Here is a 23,066-nt window from a genome sequence, read left to right as displayed (position 1 = left end):
ACTGGACCGTAAGGCCGGAATGGCCGCCGGAGACTTCGACAACCTGTAGTCCGCTCCCCCCACCACCACTCCCTCCCCCACCGGCCACTCCACCCACCACCGGCCCGCCCCGCACACCGGCTCCCTCCCCTACGCAAACCGTTACGATCGTGTACGGGCCACAGCCGTCGCACGACCGACTCACGACGGCTGACGACGACGCACCGGGGCCGCGCGGAGACCATCCGTAACCGTCGCCGCCCCGGGCCAGGGGGCAGACCCTGCTGTCCAGGCCCACGCGCTCACGCGCACACAGGACGCAGGAACCAGGAGAAGCGAGACACAGATGGCCCCGAACGCCACCGGCACGGCACCTCTCCTCCGTGACGTCATCGACATCAAGACGTCGATCTCGACCTCCGACTTCGTGCTGAAGCTCGCCGAGGCCGTCACCGAGGAGGGGGCGGCTCGCGCGCTGCGCGACTATGTCGTCACGGAGCGGCTCCTGGAGAACTTCGACGAGGCCCTCAGCCTCATCAAGGCGTCCCTCGACGGGCACACCTCGAAGGCCGCCTATCTCCACGGCTCCTTCGGTTCCGGTAAGTCCCACTTCATGGCCGTCCTCCACGCCCTCCTCCGGGGCGACCCGGCCATCCGCAGCCGCGGGGACTTCGACCCGGTGCTGACCAAGCACGAGTGGCTGGGCACCGACGGCAAACGATTCCTGCTCGTCCCCTACCACATGCTCGGTGCGAAGTCCCTGGAGCAGCGCGTTCTCGGTGGCTACGTCAGCCACGTCAAGTCCCTGCCCCAGCACAAGGACGCCCCCACCCCGCAGGTGTACCGGACGGACTCGCTCTTCGAGGACATCCGCTCGCACCGTCGCCGCGTCGGCGACGAAGCCTTCATCGCCGGGCTCGCCGACGCCCCCACCCCCGGCGCCACCGGAGATGGCGAGGATGACGACGAGTGGGGCGACCCGTTCAGCTGGACGCCGGAACTGCTCAACACCGCGCTCGCAGCCGAGGAGCTGGACGGCGGCGAGGTGAACCTGAACCTCGTCAATCCCAGCACCCCGGCCGAGCTTCGCGCGAAGCTCGTGCACGACGCGAGCATGACCTGGTTCCCCGGCTTCGCCCGGCACGCGGCCGAGGACGAGCACGGGTTCATCTCCCTCGACGCCGGCCTCGCCGTCATCGCCGAGCACGCGAAGTCGCTCGGCTACGACGGGCTGATCCTCTTCCTCGACGAGCTGATCCTCTGGCTCGCCAACCGCATCCACGACCAGAAGTTCGTCTCCCGCGAGACCGACAAGATCACAAACTTCGTGGAGGGCGCCGACTCGCGCCGCGCCATTCCTATCGTGTCGTTCATCGCCCGCCAGCGCGACCTGCGCGAACTCGTCGGCGAGGAGACCTCCGGCGCGGCCGAAACCGCCATCCAGGACAGCCTGAACCTGGCCTCCGGCCGCTTCGACAAGATCACGCTGGAGGACCGCAACCTCCCTCAGATCGCCCACGCGCGCCTTCTCACGCCCAAGGACGCGGAGGCCGCCGCCAAGCTGGACGCCGCCTTCGCGAAGATCAAGCGGGTCGGTCCCCAGATCTGGGACGTGCTGCTCGGCTCGGACGAGGCGACGACCGGCGCCGACGAGGAGTCGTTCCGGCTGACGTACCCGTTCTCCCCCGCCTTCATGGACACGCTCGTCCACATCTCCTCCGCCCTCCAGCGCTCCCGCACGGGCCTGAAGCTCATGGGCCAGCTCCTCGCCAACCACCGGGACGACGCGACGCTGGACAACCTGATCCCGCTGGGCGACCTCTACCCGGTCATCGCCGACGGCGGCGACAAGCCGTTCGTGGACAGCCTGAAGGTGGAGTTCAAGGTCGCGGACAAGCTGTACCGGACCAAACTGCGGCCGCACCTCCTCGGGACGTACGAGATCACCGAGGAGGACGTCGAGCGCTACCAGCACCGCCGCGAGACCATTACCGACCAGCAGCTCCTCGAACGCTGCCGGGGCTTCGTCGGCGACAACCGGCTGATGTGCACGCTGCTGCTGTCCGCGCTGGCCCCCGGCGTACCCGCCCTCCGCGATCTCACCATCCGGCGACTCGGCGCCCTCAACCACGGCTCGGTCCTCTCCCCCATCCCGGGGGCGGAGGTCGGAATGATCAAGGCGAAGGTCGACGAGTGGGCCACCCACTTCGTGGAGATCAAGGCCACCGGCACCAAGCTCAACCCCGGCGTACGGCTGGAACTGGCCGGGGTGGACGTCGACTCCGTCATCGCCAACGCGAACGTGAACAACAACCGCTCCAACCGCCGGGCCCTGGCCAGGCGGCTGCTGGCCAAGGAGCTGGGCCTGGAGGTGCACGAGCGGCTGGGCAGCGCGGACGATCTGGCGCTCGTCTGGCGCGGCTCGAACCGCACGGCGGAGGTGGTCATCGGTGATGTCAACGACCACGAGAACCTGCCCGACCACGAGTTCTCCCCGAGCCAGGACGGGCTGTGGCGGCTGGTCATCGACCTGCCGTACCAGGAGAGCGAACACGGTCCCGTCGAGGCGGTCAACCGGCTGCGCGCGCTGCGCGAGCAGTCCGGTACGGGGACCCGCACCGTGGGCTGGATTCCCACCTACCTGTCCGCCCCCCGCTACAAGGACTTCCAGAGGCTGGTCGTCATCGACTACGCGCTGGCCGACCAGCGGCGCTTCGACACCCACTACGCCCAGCACCTCAACGCCGACAACCGGGCACGGGCCAGGGTTCTCCTCGAAGAGCAGCGGGAATCCCTGATCAAGACGGTGACGGCGGCCTTCAAGCAGGCGTACGGCTGTGCGGACAAGAAGGCGGCGGACGTCGACGTGTCCTTCGACGACCACTTCGAGTCGCTGCGTGACGTGCCCGATCTGAAGGTCTCCATCGGCCAGACGCTGTCCGACGGGGCACGGCACATCGTGAAGAAGCTGCTGGCGCACCAGTTCCCCGCGCACCCCGACCTCGACCCTGATGGCACCCACACGGCGGTCACGCCCGCGCAGGCCCGTACTGTGTTCGGCCATATCCGGGCGGCGACGGAATCCGCCGAGCGGCAGGTCGAGGTTCCCTCGAAGGACCGGGTGTGGATGCGCCGGATCGCCGCGCCCCTCGGACTCGGCCAGCAGGGAGAGGTCTACTTCCGGCCCTCCAACCGCTGGGTGGACCACTTCAACCTGCAGGCCCGCAGCGACGGTGGCCCGGGCGACCTGAGCGTGGTCAAACTGACCGAGTGGATCGACCGACCCGAGCCGATGGGTCTCGACGCCTTCCTCGTCAACCTGGTCATCGCCTCGTACGCGGAGATGGACGACCGGGTGTGGGTGCGCGCCGGCTCGCTGCTCGACCCGGCGCCCGAACCCTCGGCCATCAAACCCCAGGACGGTCTGCGCTCCCAGCCGCTCCCGGACCAAGCGGTCTGGGAGGAGGCGGGGCGCCGTTTCTGGGACATCTTCGGCGAGCAGCCCCCGAAGCTGCGCCGGGGGCGGCTGGTCGGCCACTTCGCCCGGCAGATCACGGCCAAGGCCCGCGACTACAAGCCGCACACGGACACGCTGGTCGAGGAGCTGGAGAAGCACGCGAAGCTGCTCGGCCTGGACGGGGCCGACGAGTCCGCGTCGGGCAGGCTGACCCTCGCCCGCCGCTCCCGCGACCTGCTCAAGGAGCTGCGCGACCTCTCCGAGAGCACAGCGGGAGGTTCGGCGGCGGCCAAGCAGATCATCACCACCTTCGCCACCTTCGACCTGGGCGAGGCGTCCGCCGGCCGCTATGGGGCCTCGATCAAGCAGGCGAAGGCCGTCGCCGACGCGCTCGTCGTCGCAGCCTGGGACATGCTGAAGCTCGCGCCCAACTACGGGCCTCAGGGCGAGGCGGTGCTGGAGGCGCTGCGCGGCGCGGCACGCGCAGATCAGCGCACGATGCGGCTCGAGGACGCCCTGCGGGACGCGCGGAAGTCCATCGTCGCGGTCATCGAGCGCAGCCAGGCGGCAGCCCGCCCGCAGCCGCCCACCCCCACGGTTCCGGTTCCGCCAGCCCCCGTCTCCCCGCCCGCCCAGCTCACCACGCCCAACGCGGTGAGCCTGAACGACGACACCGCCCAGCCACCGGTGTCCACCAACCACCTGCTCCCCGGCCCGCGTGCGGCGCGTCGTTCGGGCGGCGGACGGGCCAAGGCATCGCAAGCGATCGCCCAGCTCCGGGCCGAACTGGACGACCTGACGGCCACGGAACCCGATGCGATGATCGAGATCAGTTGGCGGGTCGTGGAATGAGCGGAACAAGGCGGGTGCGGTGACGACGAGCACGAGCGCGGAGGCCACCACCAGTGCGGTACGGCTCAACTCCGCCACCATCGCCCAGTACCTGGCGTCCCAGCGCGGCCTGAACCCGGGCAAGCGCCGGGCCGTGCTGCTGCGCGCCGCGCCGCGCTGGGACGGCCCGGCCGAACTGGCATGGGGCGATCACCGGCACGCGTCGGTGGCCGTCGCGCCCTCACCGCTCGCCGCGTACGAGCTGGTGCTGGCGCACCAGGCGCCGGCGGCGCCCGGACCCGACGTGCTGGTGGTGCTCACCGACCGGGAAGAGGCCGAACTCGGCCCCGACCTGCTGGCCAAGGTGCACCGGCACCGCGTCAACGCGGTGGACACCTGGGACATCGTCCGGGAATCCTTCGGTGCGGTCAGCGCCGACCGCTGGCTGGTCGACGAGACCTGGGCCGCCGAGGCGCTGCTGGACGCCACCCCGCCGGGCGGCTGGCCTCGGCTTCCCGGCGGGGTGCTGTCCAGGGACAAGGCGCTGAGCGAACTCACGCTCCGCAGGCTCGGCATCGGCCGGTACGACCCGGACCGCGACCAGCGGCATGCCCTGTCCGTGAACGGCGATGAACTCGACATCCAGACGCTGCTGCAGTGGTCGCTGGCGTCGGGCGGCCCGGACCGCTATCTGGCGCTGCGAGCGCCCGAGCGGGCCGGTATCCGCGAGTTCCTCGGCTCGTCGGACCAGGCGGGCCAGGCCGGGCGGGCACTGCTCGCCCTGGTCGAGACCGAGCACGGGCCGGATGCCGTCGCCTTCGGACTGGTCTGCGCCGCGCTGTGGGTGCATGCCGACGCGGATGCGGACGCGGAGAACTACCGGGCCCGGGGGCGCGCCGAGCGCTGGTTCGGCGACGAGCCGCCCGCCCGCGGCGAGGCCCTGGACGCCTTGGTAGCGGCCTTCGGCCGCGCCTGCGAGGAGTTCGCCTCGGGGCTGCTGCTGACGGGACGGTCGGCCCACGAGGAGTCGGCGGCGACCGCGCGCCGTCTGTCCGGTTCCGTGGGCGACCGCGCGGCCTCGCTGGCGCGGCAGTTCGGCGCGGAACAGGCAACCCGTACGAGTCCCCTGCTGGCCGCGGGGCTCGAGGCCCGCTTCACCGCCGTCGGTGAAGCACTCCTGGCCGGCCATCGGGCGCGGATCGAGCAAGCGGTGGCCGCGCTCGACGACCACCGGCTCGCACCTGAACCCGATGCCCGGCCCCGTATCGAACGGGCCCGCATGGCGCAGCGGCTCACCCAGTGGCTCGCGACGAAACCGGCGATCGGCGCCGAGGCGGAGAGCGAAAGCGTGCGGGTCGGGATCGGCCGACACGTCACCGACACCGGCTGGGTTGACCTCGCGCTCGACCACATCGAGTCCGGCGGCGACCCCGATGCGACGCTGAAATCGGCCTACGACGCCCTGGGCACCTCCGTACGCGACCGCCGCCGGAACATCGACCGCCACTTCGCCCGGTCCCTCGCGGCCTGGACGGCGGGCGGCAGACCACCGGAGGACATGCTGACGGTGGAAACCTTCCTGCCCAAGATCGTCGCCCCCGTGGTGAAGGCCGGGAAGCGCCGGCTGCTGCTTCTGGTCCTCGACGGGATGAGCGCCGCCATCGCCGCCCAGCTCGGCGAGGAGCTGCGCGACCACTGGGTGGAGTACGACCCGCTGCCCAAGGCGAAGGGCGCCCCGGTCCGCCGGGCGATGGCCGCCGCGCTGCCCACCGTCACGGCCGTATCGCGCACCTCCCTGTTCGCCGCCCGCCTGATGAGCGGCACCCAGGCCGACGAGAAGAGGCTCTTCCCCCAGCACCGTTTCTGGGGCGAGGAGGAGGCCGCCGTCTTCCACAAGGACGACCTGCGTGGCGACACCAGCGGTGCCCCACTTGGGCCCGAGCTGCACGAGGCGCTGGTCAGTGACCGCATTCATGTCGCCGTGGTGCTCAACACCATCGATGACCGGCTCGCCACCGAGCAGAAGCTCGGAGACGGCACCTGGCGGCTCGGGGACATAGGACGGCTGCGGGACTTGCTGCGCTTCGCCGCCGCCCAGGGCCGGGCGGTCATCCTCACCAGCGACCACGGCCATGTCATCGACCGGCACGGGGTGCGGGTCGAGGCCGACCCCGACCGCGTGGAGTCCGCCCGGCACCGGTCGGGAGCGGGTCCGCTCGCCGAGACGGAGATCGCTCTCTCGGGACCGCGCGTGGTCGCACCGGTGTCCGGTGGGGAGATCGTCACACTGTGGGACGCCGACTCGCGCTACACCTCGCAGAAGGCCGGTTACCACGGCGGTGCCTCCCTGGCCGAGGTCGCCATTCCGGTGCTCGCCTTCCTCCCTTTCGGGGCGGAGCCGCCGAGCGGCTGGCGCGAGCTGGGCAACCAGCAGCCGCCATGGTGGTCGCTCGGCGCGGCTGAGGACGAGCCGACGCCGGCACGGCCTGCCGTGACGCCCGCCCCGAAGAAGCAGTCCAAGCGGGCGAAGACAGACGTCGCGCTGGCCAAGAGCCACGACTCGCTCTTCGACATGGCGCTGGTGCCCTCGGAAGGGGACGGCGCCCTGCTCTCCGCGAAGCCGGTCGCTCCGGATGACGCGCTCGTCGACGGACTGATGGCTTCCGAAATCTTCAAGGCTCAGGTGGACCTTCTCGCCCGCAGACCGCGCCCGCCGGAGCTGGCCCGGGTCGAGAAGGCCGTACGGGCCCTGCTGGACGTAGGAGGCACGCTTCCCGTGACGGCGCTGGCGCAGCGCATCGGCCTACCCGCCTCCAGGGCGGCCGACGGCTTCGCCGCCGTACTGCGGCAGCTGCTGAACCACGACGGTGTGCAGGTCCTGGAGACCTTGCCGGACGGCAGGACGCTGCGGCTGCACCCGGGGCTGCTGCGGGACCAGTTCGAGCTGGCGTAACCCGCAGAGGGCGCCCGGCAGTCAGGTGAGCTGCCGCAGCAGCCCGACGAACTGGCGCAGCTCGTCGCTGAGCCTCTTCGACAGCGGTTCGGGGTCGAAGTGCGCGATCATGTTGCGGATCGCCCGCACCCGGTCAAGCTGATGCACGAACTGGACCCGGTCCACGCCCGTCCAGCGGAGAGCCTGCCAGTTCTGGTCGGCGAGGGGGCGGAGTGCCCGGTTCTGCTGATGGCCGTCGAGCAGCTTCACATAGCCGTTGAACATCAGATCGGTGATCTGGCCGGTCTTCTTGTTGTTCGGCTGTACCGCGCGGATGTTGTCCGGTTCCAGGGCCGCGCCGAGGCACTTGCGAAGCCGGAACTCGATCTCGCCCACGACGAAGAACGGCCACGCCGTGGCGTCGAAACGCTCCGTGATGTCGGCCCCGGTGACGATGCCGGTGAACTGTCCGCTGCTGTCACGCACGAGCACGTAGCCGTACTCACTGATGATCGGCAGGAGGGAGAAGAAGTCCTGACGCGAGTCGGCTATCGGCGGGTCGTCCACCAGGGCCTTCGACAGAGTGGTCGGCGCGTTGGTCTCGTACATCTTGGCGACCGAACTCCAGGTGACCACACCGTGCAGAGTCGTCCTGCCATCGATGACGGGCACCTGGGAGTAGTTCTTGGTGCGCATGAGATACGTGGCCTGGGCCACCGACGCGTCGGACGGCACACAGTCGACCCCGCTGTGCGACGCCGGGAGATCCCCGATCCGGAAGGAATGCTGGGGGAGCGATACAGGCGTCACCCCGTCCCCCTCCCCCTCCTGAACATCCGGCTCCTGCTCCAGCTCGGCCACGGATTCGAGGGGCACGACGTGCACATCTGCCTTGCCGTTGCAGTTGGCAAAGTAGGGAACGGTCGAAAGCCCAGCGTCCTTGAGCGTCTGTGTGATGAGCAAAACGGACTGGTCGTTCCGCACCCTCGTGCCGAAGAGCGCGAGGAGCTCTGCAACCGGGATCAGCTTGCCTCGGAGCTCGCGGAGCCGCTCCTCAGATGGTGTCTGCGACATCCTCGCGCTCACCAGCCCGCCGTGTCACGGAAGACGGTGCGCTTGCCCATGGCGGATCTCACCAGCTCAAGCAGTTGCCGGGCACGGTTCTCGTAGAAGCGGTCGAAGTCCGCATCGTGCAGGTCCGACGGATCGATGAGATGAGTGGCGAGGACGTCGTCGAACCACTCGGGTCGCATCCCGGACTCCAGCGTGAGCGACTTGAGGTATACGGCGGGAGAGCCCACGAGGCTTCGGCTGGCCCGGAAGGACAGCGGCGTCTTGTTGACGATGGAGTTCGCCTTGGCCGATTGCGCCGGGGCGTTCTTGGCGACCCACCCCTTGGGGAAGATCTGTCGCACGTCGACGTTGTACTCGATCAGCCGGCCCGCCGTGAGGGGGGCCTCGGTGAAGTACCAGTCCACCGCGCCCTGCTTGACCAGCAGCGCGTAGATGCCCTTGTAGGCGGCGCTGTTGCGGGTGGTGAGGCTGTCCAGCCGGTCGTCCAGGAAGGCCGCTTCGGCGATCGTGTCGGGGGCGACTCCTTCCTCACCGCGGATCCAGCCGATGAGCTGCTCCACGTCGCGTGTGAAGCGGCTCTCGGTCGATCCGCCGTACATCTCGCCGAGCACCCCGCACCAGTACCACTGGGCGATCCGCTCGTCCGCGCCGGGCGTGTCAAGCTCCTCCTCCAGGACGGCGCGGACGGCGGCCAGCGGCACGAGCTGGGTGCGGTACGGGAGGTCGCCGGTGCGGACGATGCACTGCCGCTCCAGGAACGCCCCGACCCACTTTAACGCCTCCGCCACCCGGGGCGCGAGGCGCCGGAAGTCCGCCAGCGGCAACCGCAGCAGGTCGCGGCGCTTGCAGGAGACCGAGCTGCGCTGGCCGGCCTGCTTCTCCTCCCAGGTACGGACGAGTGCGACGGCCTGCAGGAAGTCGCTGCTGCTCAGACCGTCCTCGATGCCTGCCTCCAGGCGGCCGAACACCGCATAGGACGACGTCAGGTCCTTCTTGATCTGCTCCCACTCCACCGGGAGCCGGTAGTAGTCGCCGCGCTCCGCGACATGCTCCTGATTGCCCGCGTAGGTGGCGGTGAGCAACTCGAAGACGTTGAGCGACACACCACCTGTGTTGACCCGTTCGAACACGGCACACACGGCGTCCATGGTGGTGGAGGCCGGAAGCTTGATCATCGGCACCTGGAACTGCTGCACATGGTTGAGCACATGCTGCTGGAAGTCGCTCCAGATGCCCCAGTTCGCCGTATCAACCTTCACGAACTCCTGGAGCCATTCGTTCACGCGCTGCGTGTCGAACACGAGGTGGAGCGGAAAGAAGCCTTCCGCGCACTCCTTCTCGACCGTGCTGAGGTCACGGACGACCCTGCGTGCGAAGTCGGACCGCAGAATCCGGTCCTCAGGCACGGAAACGACCGCGTCGTCGCGGTCCGCCGGTGCTCCGATGGCCTTGGCGATGTCGATGTAGTACCAGCGCTTGAGTTCCTTGCCCCGCGCGTCGACGGTTTCGACCGGCCGGTCCCGGTGAAGCGCCTGGAACAGGGAGGTCATGCGCTGCTGCCCGTCAAGGAGCAGTAGCTCGGGCGTCGTACCCTCGGCGGACTCCGCGCCGTTGAGCGTACGGGGCTTGAACTGGGAGGTACCACCGGTCTGCAGCGCCATCACGACGCCGAGGGGGTAGTCGAGCGTCACTGTCGCGATGAGGGCCCTGATCCGCTCGTCGTCCCATTTCCATTCGCGTTGGAAATCAGGAAGCTGAAGAGTTCCGGATGCGACGTCCTTGAGAACGTTGCCTAGATTGAGGCCGTCGAGCGCCACGCTGGGTCGTCTCCCCGATAGAAGCTGAACGGTGAACGTACGATTGCACCAAGTCACCAACCGTGAGTCAAGCGCAATGGCAGGACCGCCTGGACCGCCTGACGCAGTGCGAGACTGATGGGGTGAGTACCGACAGCCCCGGCCGGACCGGACCCGTCAGCGCGGCGCGGCGCCGTGATGTCATCGACGCTCTGCGGCGTGGCGCCGTCCCCGAAAGCGGGCTCGACCTCCTCGCGACTGGTCTAGAGCGATTCGAGGAGGCGCTCAACGCTGAATTCGATGCCGTCTCGTCAGGGGCGTCCGTCTTCAAAGCGGTCCGCGGTGAGTATGGATCAGGCAAGACGTTCTTCACCCGGTGGCTCGGCGAGCGGGCAAAGCGCCGCAAATTCGCCGTCGCCGAGATCCAGGTCTCCGAGAACGAGACACCTCTGCACAAGCTGGAGACTGTCTACCGCCGCCTGACCGAGCGGCTGGCCACACCCGGATTTCCGCCTAGTGCGCTGCGGCCCGTGGTGGACGCGTGGTCCTACGCCCTGGAAGAGGACGCTCTCGCCGCTGGAGCTTCGGAGGAGGCGCTGCCTGCCGAGGTCGAACGGCTGATGATGGCCCGGCTCGTCGAGGTCTCCCGGCACGCACCATCGTTCGCCATCGCCCTGCGGGGATACCGGAATGCTCTGGCGGCGGGAGACGAAGCCACGGCGTCCGCCGTCATGGCCTGGCTGGGCGGGCAGCCGCACGTGGCTGCCGCGGCCCGCAAGGCGGTCGGGGTGCGGGGCGATCTGGACCACTTTGGTGCCCTCGGCTTCCTGCAGGGCCTCCTGACCGTGCTGCGTGACTCAGGGCATGCCGGACTCTTCGTGGTCCTTGACGAAGTGGAGACGCTCCAGCGGGTTCGCTCCGACGCACGCGACAAGGCGCTGAACGCGTTGCGCCAGCTCATCGACGAGGTGCACTCCGGGCGGTTTCCTGGGCTCTACCTGATGATCACCGGGACACCGGCCTTCTACGATGGACAGCAGGGCGTGCAGCGGCTGACGCCGCTGGCACAGCGGCTGGCCACCGACTTCAGCACCGATCCCCGCTTCGACAACCCGCGCGCGGTGCAGCTGCGGCTGTCCGGTTTCACCCTCGACTCGCTCATCGGCCTGGGGCTGACGATTCGTGACCTGTACGCGAGTGGCTCGTCCAGCCCGGACCGCGTCAAGGCTCTCGCAGACGAGGCATACATCGCCGATCTCGCCAAGGCTGTGGGCGGAGCGCTGGGCGGCAAGGTGGGGGTTACACCTCGGCTGTTCCTGAAGAAGCTCGTCGGCGACGTCCTCGACCGTATCGATCAGTTCGAGGAGTTCGACCCGCGCGAGCACTACGCCCTCACCGTGAACGCATCGGAGCTGAGCGACGTCGAGGCCAATGCCGCGGCAGCCACGAGCGCCGATGACATCGCGCTGGACCTCCCGTGACGGGGGTTCCCGCGGGCTCCGACCCGCTGGACCGACTGCACCGAGGCCTGGCCCACCACATCGTGAACTCCCTGGGTTGGCCGGGCCTGCGGCCGCTCCAGGAGGAAGCGATCGCACCTCTGATGGACGGGGCGGACGCGGTGCTGCTCGCCCCCACCGCCGGCGGGAAGACCGAGGCCGCATGCTTCCCCGTCCTGTCGCGGATGGTGGAGGAGAACTGGACCGGCACCTCGGTGCTGTACGTCTGTCCTCTCAAGGCGCTGCTGAACAACCTGCTGCCACGGCTCGAGACGTACACCTCGTGGCTGGGGCGGACCGCATCCCTCTGGCATGGCGACATTCCCCACACCCGTCGCAAGCGCATCCTGCGCAACCGACCGGATGTCCTGCTGACCACTCCGGAATCCCTCGAGGCGATGCTGGTCAGCGCAAACGTCGACCACCGAGCCTTCTTTTCGGGACTGCGCACCATCGTCGTCGACGAGGTACACGCTTTCGCGGGAGACGATCGCGGCTGGCATCTGCTGGCCGTGCTGGAGCGGCTGGAGCGAGTGGCCGAACGGCCGGTCCAGCGTGTCGGGCTGTCCGCGACAGTGGGCAACCCGCAGGATTTGCTGACCTGGCTCCAGGGCTCCGGGGCCAACAAACGTACCGCGCGGGTGGTCGCCCCCCACCTGCGGGAGCAAGAACCCGCTCTTCCCCCGCCCGGGGACATCGAACTCGACTACGTAGGTTCGCTGGCCAACGCCGCAACCGTGATCGCGGCGCTGCACCGGGGCGAGAAGCGTCTGGTGTTCTGCGAGGCGCGCCGGGACGTGGAGAAGCTCGGCGAAGCACTGCGAGCGAAAGGAGTGACCACCTTCCTCTCGCACGCCTCACTGTCCACGGACGAGCGGCGCCGGGCGGAGGAAGCCTTTGCGGAGGCCCGTGACTGCGTGATCGTCTCCACGAGCACACTGGAGCTCGGCATCGACGTCGGTGACCTGGATCGGGTCATCCAGATCGACGCGCCGGCAACGGTTGCCTCATTCCTTCAGCGACTCGGCCGCACCGGACGCCGGCCCGGGTCGAAGCGCAACTGCCTCTTCCTGGCAGTGGACGAGGCCGGGCTGCTGTCGGCGGCCGCCCTTCTCCTGCTCTGGTCCCGCGGCTGGGTGGAACCGGTCGTCGCGCCGCCGGAACCCCGGCACATCACGGCTCAGCAGATCCTCGCCCTGTGCCTTCAGGAACACCGGGTCGGCGACCGGCTGTGGCGGGACTGGTGGGGCGGACTCGGCCCGTTCGGTGCGTCGGCGGAGCCGGTCGTGCGGCATCTGCTCGACGAGGGGTACCTGAACCTGGACGGTGGGCTGATGTTCATCGGCCCCGAGGCCGAACAGCGCTTCGGTTTCCGTCACTTCATGGATCTGACGGCGGTGTTCACCGCTGCGCCCGAGTTCACCGTGCTGTCCGGCCGCACCCTTATCGGTACGACTGATCCGGCGTTGCTCACCGACGAGATCGTGGGACCGCGGCGGCTGCTGCTCGCCGGACGCAGCTGGCAGGTGACCTATATCGACTGGTCGCGGCGGCGCTGTTTCGTCGAGCCGGTGGACGGGGGCGGAAGGGCCCGCTGGGGCGGCGTCGGCTTCGCCCGCGCCGCCTCGTACGAGCTGACGCGGGCGGCTCGGGAAGTGCTGCTCGGTACAACGCCTTCGGTCAGACTCACCCGGCGGGCCGAGGGGGCGCTCGCCCAGGCTCGCGAGGCGAGCACCGACCTGGTGCACCCCGGCGGCACCGTGATCACGCGAGGCGGACGGGACACGAACGTCCGCTGGTGGACGTGGGCGGGATACCGCGCCAATGCCACCCTCGCCGCCACGCTCACCTCTGTCTCCGACCCCCTCCAGCGCCCCACGGACACGTACGTCCGGCTGCGTGAGGGCATCACCCCGCACGAGTGGAAGAAGGCCGTCGCGGAGGGCACCGAGCACCTCTGCCTGCCCGCGGTGGATCCACGCGCCCTGACCGGCTTGAAGTTCAGCGCCGCCCTTCCGCGTCGCCTCGCCGAGGCGACGCTGGCCGCCCGTCTTGCCGACCTCGACGGAGCGTCCGCGGCGCTCCGCGAACCGGTCAGGTTCATGACGTGGAGCGTCTAGGGCAATCAAGTGGTTCGATGATGGTGACCGTGTGTCAGCGACGTGTCGTAGCCTCCGAGTCCTACTCCACAGGCTGGCCGACCGGAGAGTGACGTATGAACACTTGGCTCCTCACCTGCAACCAAGACGTGTTCGCACTGGACTCATTCCGTCAGGATGGGCATGAGCTCCGGTCGTGGAGCGTGGTGCGTCACAGAAGGGAGTTGGCAGGCGGCGACCGGTTCGCCATGTGGATCACGGGGCCCAAGGGCGGTCTCATCGGCTGCGGTCGATTCACCGGGCCTCCGACGCGGCAGGCATCCCATCCGGACGAGTACTGGCAGAAGGATCCAGGGCAACGCTGGTGCGCACCACTCGTCATGGATGAGTGGCTTGACGAGCCCGTCCCTCGGAGTGAGTTCGTCGAGGACCCACGGTTCCTGGGAACCTCGCCATTTCGGACGCTCTTCGCCGGAAATCCCCACCGCCTGAGTGATGACCAGTGGGGAGCCTTCAGTGAGGTGTTCGAGCAGCGACGTACCTCCACCTCACGCGACTGGGGACTGCGGCCCGGGGACACGATTCGGCGCGGGGACCTCCACGATCTCTACGGAGGCAGCCGAGTCGGCGACATCAGCACATGTAGGGAATCCAGGAACGTTTTTCTGTTCACCAGCCCACACACCGATCGCGGACAAGGGTGCCGTGACGGATGGGCGGAGGACGGGACCTTCCACTACATCGGTGAAGGCTCCGCCGGCGACCAGGATTTCGCAAGCGCGAACAACTCGGCGATCCGTGACCACACGCAAGAGGGCCTGGCGCTGCGTCTCTTCGACGGAGACGTCCATGACGTCCGCTACATCGGGGAGTTCGCCGTAGATCCCTCAGCTCCGTACAGCTACGCGGAGGTCCCTGAGCCCAGCGGCGAATCGATGCGACGAGTCATCCGATTCCATCTCATGCCCGTGGGTATCGCTTCTCAGCCGGCCACCGTGCCCGTGGGCTGTGACTACCGAGTCGCGGACGACACCGTCGTGCCCACCACCGCCAGCCCCGGCCCAGTGAATGCAGACCTCGCCACGCGGAATCTCAAGGCGCACCGAAGACTGCAGAACGATCTGGCGGCGGCTGCCAGGAAGCGGGGCATGACGGTCCTCTCACCCAACGCGGCTGATCCGGACTTCGACCTCGCCTGGCGCAAGCGTGACGATGACCTCGTCGTATGTGAGGTCAAGTCTCTGACGAGAACCAATGAGGCGCGACAGCTACGCCTTGGCCTGGGCCAGCTTCTCGATTACCACGATCTGCTCCGGACCCGAGTCGCGAACGTGCGGGCGGTCCTGTGGGTGGAGCGCGAACCCAGCGACTCCCGCTGGCTCGCGATATGCCACCGGGTGGGGATCGAACTCGCTTGGCCGGGCCAAGAGGACGACATCCTCACATAGGGGCCGGGACTCATGGGCGTCCAAGGGCCTCCAAATTGGCCGATACCACGGCAAGATGGTGTGAGGTCGCCCATGCGCGCCACTCCGTACCACCTCCGGCTTTCGGCCGTCGTCGACGAGCGCAGTCGAGGAGCCGGGCGTCTCCCCACGAGGTCCGCGCACCAGTCGACGGCCAGTGAGGGGACGCGACAAGGTCTTGGCTCAGGGTGAAGAAGTCATCGTTGCCGGAGCGGATCCTCGGGTAGACGTAGACCTGCCAGTCATCTCTGGTCGTGTAACGCATGTTGGGGTCCGGCGTCCCCTTGGAATGCACCGGCATACGCGGGTGCGTGACGCCGAAATCCCCGAAATCCGGCGGCTCGCCATCCCACCGGTTGATGACCTGCTGCCACAGCTGCGCATCCAACCGTGGCACAGGCGTCGCCTGGCCGCGGGGGAAGCCGGCGAGATTGACAGGGAACGCACCCGCAGCGACACACCTCTCTCGCCAACGCCAGGGGGAAAGCAACCTCAGCCCCTCCAGAACACGCTTTACGGCGCCATCCCGACCCGCGATGGACCGTACGGGCCCGGCGTCCATGAGCAAACCGATCTCCTCGGGCTCCGCCTTGAGCCCCCGGAGCAGCGCGCGGATTTGCCTTTCGTCCGGGAAAGAGGCGCTTGAATCCCTGGCCACCGTCACGCGAAGGCACGCTCCACTCCGGTGCCTAGCCACCGCACTCGCCGCCTCCGCCATCACCTCGTCGGTGTCGGTGCATCGAACGACGGGGCACATCGCCACACCTCTGAGATCGAGCGACTCGCTCACTCGGGCCATCGGGCCGCCGATGTCACCTTGGAGGACCCTGACCTCTGGTAGGGCACCACAGTCGACAGTGAGGACCATGCCGTTCGGCACGGCGTCCATGGCATGATCGCAGAAAGTTTCCAAGATATCCCTGACATCCGGGTCGGGGACGATCTCCATCACCGGACGGATACGGACTCGGACCTCGGACGTCGCGTGCTCAAGGGCCATGAACTCACCTGCTTTGCCCTTAAGTATCGGTACGTAAGCCACCGGCCACTCCAAGCACCCGCCGGCGCACCAAGCCGACCGACAATTCACCCGTGTCCGACAGAATGACCGAGCCACGTACGGTCAGGTAGAGGCCGAATCAGCCACCGTGCTCGGCCCCTGGGCCGACGCGGCTGCGCATGGGGCCACTGATATAGATCGTGGCCATGCATATTTTCGGAGGAACGGTGGCGCAGGCCGCGGCGAGGATCACCGAGCCCGAGTTCGTCACCGAGTGCGTTCAACGCTTCCGTACCATCCACGGTCGCCCTCCTGGCGAAGCGGAAATACGTAGCTGGGAGAACAGTTGGCCACCGCTGCTTCGGGTGCTCTCCGCGGCCGAGTTGAGCGGGCTGCACCTGTTGCTGGAGTACGAGCTGCCCGGCACCAGCCAGCGCGTCGACGGGCTCCTCCTCGGTCGCCGCGCTCAGGTGGAGTCCCTGGTCGCCGTGGTCGTCGAGCTCAAGCAATGGCAACATGCCGCGCCGCACCACGCGGGGCCGGGGATGCTCAAGGTAGGGGAGAGGGAAGTCCTCCACCCAGCCCGCCAAGTCGGTGGCTATGTCAACTACCTCAACGAGTGGGTGCCTCCCGAGATCCACCTGGACGTCGAGGGTCTCGCCTTCCTCCACAAGGCCCCTTCGGACCTGATCGAAGCCTTGCGCCGGCTTCAGGGATCGGGCCCCAGCGCTGCCTACCCCGTCCTCGGCCCTGATGACGTGGATCCTGACACCCCGCCACACGAGCTGGCCGAACGCCTCCACTGTCAGGGTCTGCAGCCGGCATCCCAGCAACGCGTCACCGCATTCCTGGAGGCGCGACACCGTCCGTCGCCCAAGTTGCTGGCCAGGGTTGCCGACGCCATCGCCGGCCATGAAAAGTTTCGTCTCGTCGGAGAGCAGGACAGGGCGCGTCAGCAGATCGACAGCGCCATCAGAACCGCACGGCAGGGCCGCCGTGGGCACATCGTCGTCGTCACGGGTGGGCCTGGGACGGGGAAGACAGCCATCGCGACACGGATACTGGGCGATCTCTGTCAGGATCCCGGCGCCAACCCGCGTCTCCTCTCCCCCACAGGGACCCTTTCACAGCAGCTCTGCCGGGCCGTTGGGGAGCCGGCGCGGGGCCTCATCGCCACCTGGACCACTGGCCGGCCCGGCGGCCTGGACAAGGCCACAAGCGTCGTGCTGCTCGATGAGGCCCACCGTGCTCGCACAGGCCTGGGCGTTCGCAGTGGGGACTCTCCTCTCCTACTCGCCAGACTGATGGATGACTGCGCCGTCCTCGTCCTCTTCCTCGACGAGGGTCAGATCGTCCGCCCCGGCGAGGGCACCACCGTGAACGAGCTGCGCCTCATGGCCGGGCGGAAGGGGTACAGCTTCGCCCACATCGATCTGCCCACCCAGTTCCGATGCAGTGGCTCCCGGTCCTATCTGGATTGGGTGGATGCCCTGCTGGCTCCGGAAGCACGCCCGCCGCGCTGGAGTGGCAACGACTATGACCTCGCCCTCGCGGAGAATCCCGCACAGCTCGAGGAATGGGTCGCGGAGCACATTCGCCAAGGCCGAAGCGCGCGCATCACCGCGGGGTACTGCTGGCCCTGGGATTCCCCCGATGCCCCACCGCTGTTGCCGGAGGTCTCCATCTCATGGAAGAACGCCTCCGGGGAGCACCTGTGGGAGCGGCCTTGGAACTCCCGGTCCGACAAGATCATCGCCGGGGACGGAGTCCCGGGTCGCGCTTTCTGGGCCACGGACGAGGGCGGACAGCGGCAGATCGGGTGCGTCTACACCGCGCAAGGCATGGAGTACGACTACGGTGCGGTGATCCTCGGTAAGGACCTCAGGTGGACGGCTCAGGGGTGGCAGGCCCAGCCCGGCGAGAGCGAAGATTCCACCACGAACCACCTCACCGCTCAGCGGTACCTGCGATACGCGCTGAACACATACCGGGTTCTTGCCACCCGCGGCACGCGTGGTACGCGCCTGTACTCCACCGATCCGGCGACCCAGGCGTTCCTCCGGACCGTGCTGCCGGGCCCCATCAGCAGCGAAAGGCACTGATCATTCTCAGGAACTTTCTTGCCATGATCAGACCGACTGCGTACACTCTCGAAAGATCATTCGGCCACGACAAGGCTTCCGGGTCTGACCCGGACATCGCCTTCCCGCCTGGATATGGAGCACACACGTGCCTTCTTCCTCAACCGACGGCAGCACGGTAGCCAAGGTTCAGCACCGTCGGTCATCCTCGTTCGCACAGCAGCCAGGACACAGGGGTAGCGCGGTCTCGCCGATTCGCTTCCTCCCCCGTTCCGCCTGATCCCGTCTGAACCTGATGCCCGCACCGGGCTGGCGGGAAAACCGTTCTTCCTGCGGCGCCGGCCGGGCCCGAAAGGACTGCTGTGCTTTCCACGCCCATTGTTGTCACCGTGTGTGTCGCCTCGATGGCGGCGGTGATTTGTTGCGCCTTCGTCTGCAACACCTTCGGCAAGATCGCTGCCGCCGCGCTCCGGGACAGCCGCTCGGCCGACCGCCCACAGATCATCCAAGCCCTGGGCACGGCCTTTCGTCATTTTCTGCGGCCGTGGTGGCGGCGCAGCTAGATCTTCCACCAAAGGGCAGGGGGCGTGTCGAGCGCGCCCTCTGCCCTGGATGGCGGAGAGAAGCATCGTGACAGAGCTACAGTTGATACCGATCTTCCTGCGGCCCGCCGGGCTTCCGCATCTGGCGGGCTCCCCCCGTACACGATGTGAAGGACACGCCCCCACCCGCTCCAGTGATCGTGTGCTGCCTGGGGGCCTCTCTTGTTGATCCGTGAATCCGTCGCGTCGGCCGCCGCCGAGATCCAGTCGGGAGCGCTGTACTTCCATCTGGAGGACAGGTTCGTTCACGCGCACGGACACCGGCCCTCCTACGCCGAGCGCCGATCGTGGGAACACTCTCTTCCCGCTCTGGTGAACGCCGTGCTGGAGGCTGGTCTCGGCGAAGTCGAGGTAATGCTGGAGTACACGCTCCCGCTCACCAGCCGGCGTGCCGACGCCATACTCGCGGGCGTTCATCCGAAGACCCGCGAACCTTCCTACGTAGTCGTGGAACTGAAGCAGTGGACCGAGGCTTATCCGGACGAGGAAGCCCCACGCCTTTGCCATGTCGACGGAATGCGCTCCCGCGCAATGCTGAATCCTATCGAGCAGGTCCGGGGGTACTGCGACTACCTGACCCGGTTCAACGGGGCTTTGGACGGGCGGGAGCACCAGATTGTCGGCGTGGCCTACCTGCACAACGCCACTGAGTTCGGAGCCGGAGCGTTGGACATCGTCGGACAGAGTCCGCGCGGCCGCTTCTTCACCGGGGACAAACGGGGCAGGTTGATCGAGTTTCTCCAGGAGCACCTCGCGCCGGAGTCCGGCGCCCTCCCCGCCGACGCCCTGCAGGCAGGGAAGATCAAGCCGTCCACGCAGCTCGTCGATGTCGCGGCTCAGGAGATCCGCGACCGGGAGCAGTTCCAACTGCTCAATGAGCAGCAGCTCGCGTACGAACTCGTACTCAAAGCCGTTCGGAGCTCTCGGCAGGCCGACAACAAGGAAGTAATTGTCGTCACCGGTGGGCCGGGGAGCGGGAAGAGCGTCATCGCGCTGTCTCTTCTTGGAGAGCTGTACCGCCAGGGCCGGTCCGCGTTGCACGCTACCGGTTCGGCTTCGTTCACCAAGACGATGCGGAAGGTCGCGGGGAGTCGCAAGCGGGAGGTCCAAGACCTCTTCAAGTACTTCAACAGCTTCATGAGCGCCGAGCGCAACGGTCTCGATGTACTGGTATGCGACGAGGCACACCGGATGCGCCAGACGTCGGCGAACCGCTACACCCGAGCCGCCGACCGCACCGGCAAACGCCAGGTTGAAGAGCTGATCGACGCGGCCCGCGTGCCGGTCTTCCTTCTCGACGAGCACCAGGTCGTACGCCCCGGCGAGATGGGCTCCTTGCGCGAGATCGAAGACGCGGCGGCTGCCAAGGGGCTGCGAGTCACGACAGTGGCTCTGGACGGGCAGTTCCGTTGTGGCGGCAGTGACGCCTATCTGCAGTGGGTGGTCCGGCTGCTCGGCCTGGAAAAGGGAGGCCCGATCGTCTGGGAACCCGACTCCAAGATGACGCTCATGGTGGCCGATAGTCCCGAGGAGATGGAGGAATTCCTCGAAGACCAACGCGCTCAGGGGTACGGCGCCCGCATGTCCGCCGGGTACTGCTGGAGGTGGACCACCAAGATCGCACCGGGTCAGTCGCTCCCGGCGGATGTCGTCATCGGTGACTGGGCCCGGCCCTGGAATGTCTACGGGGACCGAGCGGTGGGCGGTGCGCCTCCGGCGGCGCTGTGGGCCACGGACCCGGCTGGGTTCGGACAGGTCGGCTGCGTCTATACCGCGCAGGGCTTCGAGTACGACTGGAGCGGGGTCATCATGGGGCCGGACCTCGTGTGGCGCGATGACAGGTGGGTCGCTAACCGTGCTGCGTCGAAGGACCCGGCGTTCAAGAAATCCACTCCGGATGAGGACGTGGACCGGCTGATCCGCAACACGTACAAGGTACTGCTGACCCGGGGCATGAATGGCACCGTGATCTACTCAACCGATGCGGAGACACGCACCAAACTGCGGGAACTCGTCCAGACCGTGGCTCGTACCCCCGCTTCCGTGTAGCAATTCCGGCTCTTAGAGGGCATCTGATCTCTACATTTGGTAGTTAGGGATGGTTTTGTGACTGCTGGCGTTGGCGGTCGTTGGGCGGTGTGTGAGTGCTCGTCGTCCGTACCGCAGTGATGTCTCCGACGCCCGCTGGGCATTGATCGAACCGGTCTTCACCGCCTGGCGAGCCAAGCGAACCGGACCTGGCACAGCGGCCCGAGTGCACGACCTGCGGGAGATCGTCAACGCAATCCTGTATGTCAACCGCACCGGCATCCCGTGGGAGTACATGCCCCACGACTTCCCGCCGTACAAGACCGTCTACGACTACTACGCCAAGTGGGAAGCCGACGGCACCACCCAGCAGGTCCACGACCTGTTACGCGACAAGACCCGGCAGGCCCACGGCCGCAGCACGGAGCCCACCGCGGCCGTGGTGGATGCGAAGAGCGTGAAGACCTCAGCAAACGTGGCCGAGAGCAGTCAAGGCATCGACGCCGGCAAGAAGATCAAAGGACGCAAGCGGCACGTCATTTACCGACACCCTCGGCCTGGTCCTGGCCGTGCTGGTCACCGCCGCGTCCGTGCACGACACCACCGGCGGCAAGCTCCTGCTCGACGACCTGGCTGCAGCTCATCCCACCGTGTCGAAGGTCTGGGCCGACGGCGGCTACCAGACCAGCATCTTCAACCACGGCGCCGGTCTGGGTATCGATGTGGAGGTGGTGCAGCGGCCACGGACGAAGGGGTTCGAACCGTTGCCGAAACGGTGGGTGATCGAGCGGACCTTCGGCTGGCTGATGCAGCACCGCCGCCTCGCGCGAGATCATGAAGCCCTACCGCAGAGATCCCGGGCGATGATCCACTGGGCGATGGCTAACAAAATGTCCCGCGAGCTGACGGGAGAATCCACACCAACGTGGCGAATCGAAACGGACATGCCAGCCACAACGGCATGAACATTGATCAGATGCCCTCTTCCGCGTCCGTCGCCCGCACGAGACTCTCGGACCACAGACGTGCGTCAACTCCGCTGCTCTCAACGGCACTTGCTGACGGCGCGCTTGTTTCTCCCCGGCATGCGCCGTGTGTCAGGATGGCTGTTCCTGCGGATATCTCGGGGGAGAGGCGACCGCGATGGCTGGTTACACCAAGGTGGAGTTCGAGGCACTGTCGCGACTGGTCAGGGATCTCAGCGAGTGTGCGACCGGGATGCGGTCCGCGATGAAACAGCTGAAGGACATCGGTCCCAAATCCTGCGGCTCCGACGAGCTGGACGAAGCCTGCGACGAGTTCCAGGAGAAGTGGGGGTACGGCATCAAGTTGATCGCCGAGGCCACCGGCGGGATCACCGAGAAGGTAGCCGAGTCGGGCCGGCTTTACCAGGGCTTGGAAGACAAGATCGCCGCGCAGGCGCGGTCCGTGAAGGCCAGTGATCGGTGAATGCCGTGCACGATCCCCGCACAGCGGATTCCCACCGGGGCACGCCGCCGTCTTCGGCGCAAACCTCGCCATCCCTGGCCTTCCGCTTCCGGGTCCAGCCGGAGTTCCACACGGTCCCGCTGGGCATCGGTGAGGACGCGGACGCCCTCGACGAGCAGCTGCGGCAGTTCACCCGCGACTACTGGGGCGAGAGCGAGGACCTGGAGCAGCTGCGCCGGTTGACCAGAGCCATGTACGCGGCGAACGCGCAAACCCTCGCTGAGGGCGGTACCGTCCACAACGCGCTCGGCGTCTTCCCCATCGGCGGCACGCCGGAGGGCCCCCGGCCGCCCGAGCGCATCAGCCGCGCCACACTCACCGTCAGCGTGCGTGACCTGGACAACCCCGACCCGCATCTCACGGCCGCGGGCATCGCTGAGCTGCTGGACAGGGCCGCAGCAGACGGCGAGGGCGGCGAGATCCAGATGGTGACTCTCCCCGCCGGCCCTGCGGTCGTCCGAATTGCCGGGTCCCGCGCCGTGTGGGAGCTGCCGGACAGGAGGCAGGAGCGGTTCTTCGTACGGATCGAGGTCTGGCTCCCGTTCCCCGAGGACGACAGGCTGCTGCTGCTCTGCCTGAGTACGGCCGACGTCCAGGATCTGTACCACTATCAGGCGGTCCTCGCGGACATCGCCGAGACCGTCGTCTTCGGAGAAGCCGACGACCCGGTGACAGTCGAGGCCGCCGACTCCCCTCCGCCGTCCCCCTTCAGCTCCTACTGACCAGGTCAAGGA

13 protein-coding genes and 1 pseudogene are annotated in these 23,066 nt (G+C 67.7%); 11 read left to right on the top strand and 3 right to left on the bottom strand.

The genetic code is table 11. The features are described 5' to 3' along the window. Positions 1 to 325 precede the first annotated feature (325 nt). Together pglY and pglZ are read left to right on the top strand one after the other, a co-directional pair. Positions 326 to 4,288, top strand: coding sequence for a BREX-2 system ATPase PglY (pglY, locus tag ACSMXW_RS26185; protein ID WP_485799854.1), 3,963 nt, complete (start codon positions 326 to 328; stop codon positions 4,286 to 4,288). A 19-nt stretch (positions 4,289 to 4,307) separates the two neighbouring features. Continuing rightward, positions 4,308 to 7,220 (top strand): BREX-2 system phosphatase PglZ, encoded by a 2,913-nt coding sequence (gene pglZ / locus ACSMXW_RS26180; protein ID WP_485799852.1) that lies wholly within the window; start codon positions 4,308 to 4,310, stop codon positions 7,218 to 7,220. Between the two features lie 21 nt (positions 7,221 to 7,241). On the opposite strand, the gene ACSMXW_RS26175 is transcribed toward pglZ, so the two are convergent. After that, entirely contained in the window at positions 7,242 to 8,075 is an 834-nt protein-coding gene (locus ACSMXW_RS26175; protein ID WP_485799850.1) for a CBS domain-containing protein, read from the bottom strand. Between the two features lie 206 nt (positions 8,076 to 8,281). Continuing rightward, complete coding sequence (locus ACSMXW_RS26170) at positions 8,282 to 10,090, bottom strand: GmrSD restriction endonuclease domain-containing protein (protein ID WP_485799848.1); 1,809 nt, start codon at positions 10,088 to 10,090, stop codon at positions 8,282 to 8,284. A 122-nt stretch (positions 10,091 to 10,212) separates the two neighbouring features. Here ACSMXW_RS26170 and brxD point away from each other — a divergent pair, with 122 nt between their 5' ends. The 3 genes from brxD to ACSMXW_RS26155 all read left to right on the top strand — a co-directional run bounded on the left by brxD (position 10,213) and on the right by ACSMXW_RS26155 (position 15,115). After that, entirely contained in the window at positions 10,213 to 11,550 is a 1,338-nt protein-coding gene (brxD, locus tag ACSMXW_RS26165) for a BREX system ATP-binding protein BrxD (protein ID WP_485799846.1), read from the top strand. Further along, complete coding sequence (locus ACSMXW_RS26160) at positions 11,547 to 13,688, top strand: DEAD/DEAH box helicase (RefSeq protein ID WP_485799844.1); 2,142 nt, start codon at positions 11,547 to 11,549, stop codon at positions 13,686 to 13,688. Before brxD ends, ACSMXW_RS26160 begins: the two co-directional genes overlap by 4 nt. A 95-nt stretch (positions 13,689 to 13,783) precedes the next feature. After that, positions 13,784 to 15,115, top strand: a complete 1,332-nt coding sequence (locus tag ACSMXW_RS26155; RefSeq protein ID WP_485799842.1) for an SRA domain-containing endonuclease — start codon at positions 13,784 to 13,786, stop codon at positions 15,113 to 15,115. A gap of 10 nt (positions 15,116 to 15,125) precedes the next feature. Here the strand turns inward: ACSMXW_RS26155 and ACSMXW_RS26150 are convergent, their stop codons facing one another. Next, the gene (locus ACSMXW_RS26150) at positions 15,126 to 16,175 is read right to left on the bottom strand and encodes a beta family protein (RefSeq protein ID WP_485799840.1); all 1,050 of its coding nucleotides are present in this window, start codon (positions 16,173 to 16,175) and stop codon (positions 15,126 to 15,128) included. 164 nt (positions 16,176 to 16,339) lie between these two features. Here ACSMXW_RS26150 and ACSMXW_RS26145 point away from each other — a divergent pair, with 164 nt between their 5' ends. The 6 genes and pseudogenes from ACSMXW_RS26145 to ACSMXW_RS26120 all read left to right on the top strand — a co-directional run bounded on the left by ACSMXW_RS26145 (position 16,340) and on the right by ACSMXW_RS26120 (position 23,054). Further along, on the top strand, positions 16,340 to 18,235 hold the full coding sequence (locus ACSMXW_RS26145) for a DNA/RNA helicase domain-containing protein (RefSeq protein ID WP_485799839.1): 1,896 nt from the start codon (positions 16,340 to 16,342) through the stop codon (positions 18,233 to 18,235). 341 nt (positions 18,236 to 18,576) lie between these two features. Beyond that, entirely contained in the window at positions 18,577 to 18,777 is a 201-nt protein-coding gene (locus ACSMXW_RS26140; RefSeq protein WP_485799837.1) for a hypothetical protein, read from the top strand. A 201-nt stretch (positions 18,778 to 18,978) separates the two neighbouring features. Next, positions 18,979 to 20,865, top strand: a complete 1,887-nt coding sequence (locus ACSMXW_RS26135; RefSeq protein ID WP_485799835.1) for a DNA/RNA helicase domain-containing protein — start codon at positions 18,979 to 18,981, stop codon at positions 20,863 to 20,865. A gap of 91 nt (positions 20,866 to 20,956) precedes the next feature. After that, positions 20,957 to 21,809 (top strand): annotated as a pseudogene (locus ACSMXW_RS26130) (IS5 family transposase). A gap of 178 nt (positions 21,810 to 21,987) precedes the next feature. Continuing rightward, positions 21,988 to 22,293 carry a hypothetical protein gene (locus ACSMXW_RS26125; RefSeq protein WP_485799834.1) on the top strand — a complete coding sequence of 102 codons (306 nt, stop codon included), beginning with the start codon at positions 21,988 to 21,990 and terminating at the stop codon, positions 22,291 to 22,293. A gap of 5 nt (positions 22,294 to 22,298) precedes the next feature. Next, a complete protein-coding gene (locus ACSMXW_RS26120; RefSeq protein ID WP_485799833.1) occupies positions 22,299 to 23,054 on the top strand; it encodes a hypothetical protein in 756 nt (251 codons plus the stop codon). Positions 23,055 to 23,066 lie beyond the last annotated feature (12 nt).

This window comes from Streptomyces sp. DSM 116793 (assembly GCF_057320905.1).
The sequence above is the reverse complement of the archived record's forward strand: the minus strand, read 5'-3'. Positions and strand labels throughout refer to the sequence as shown.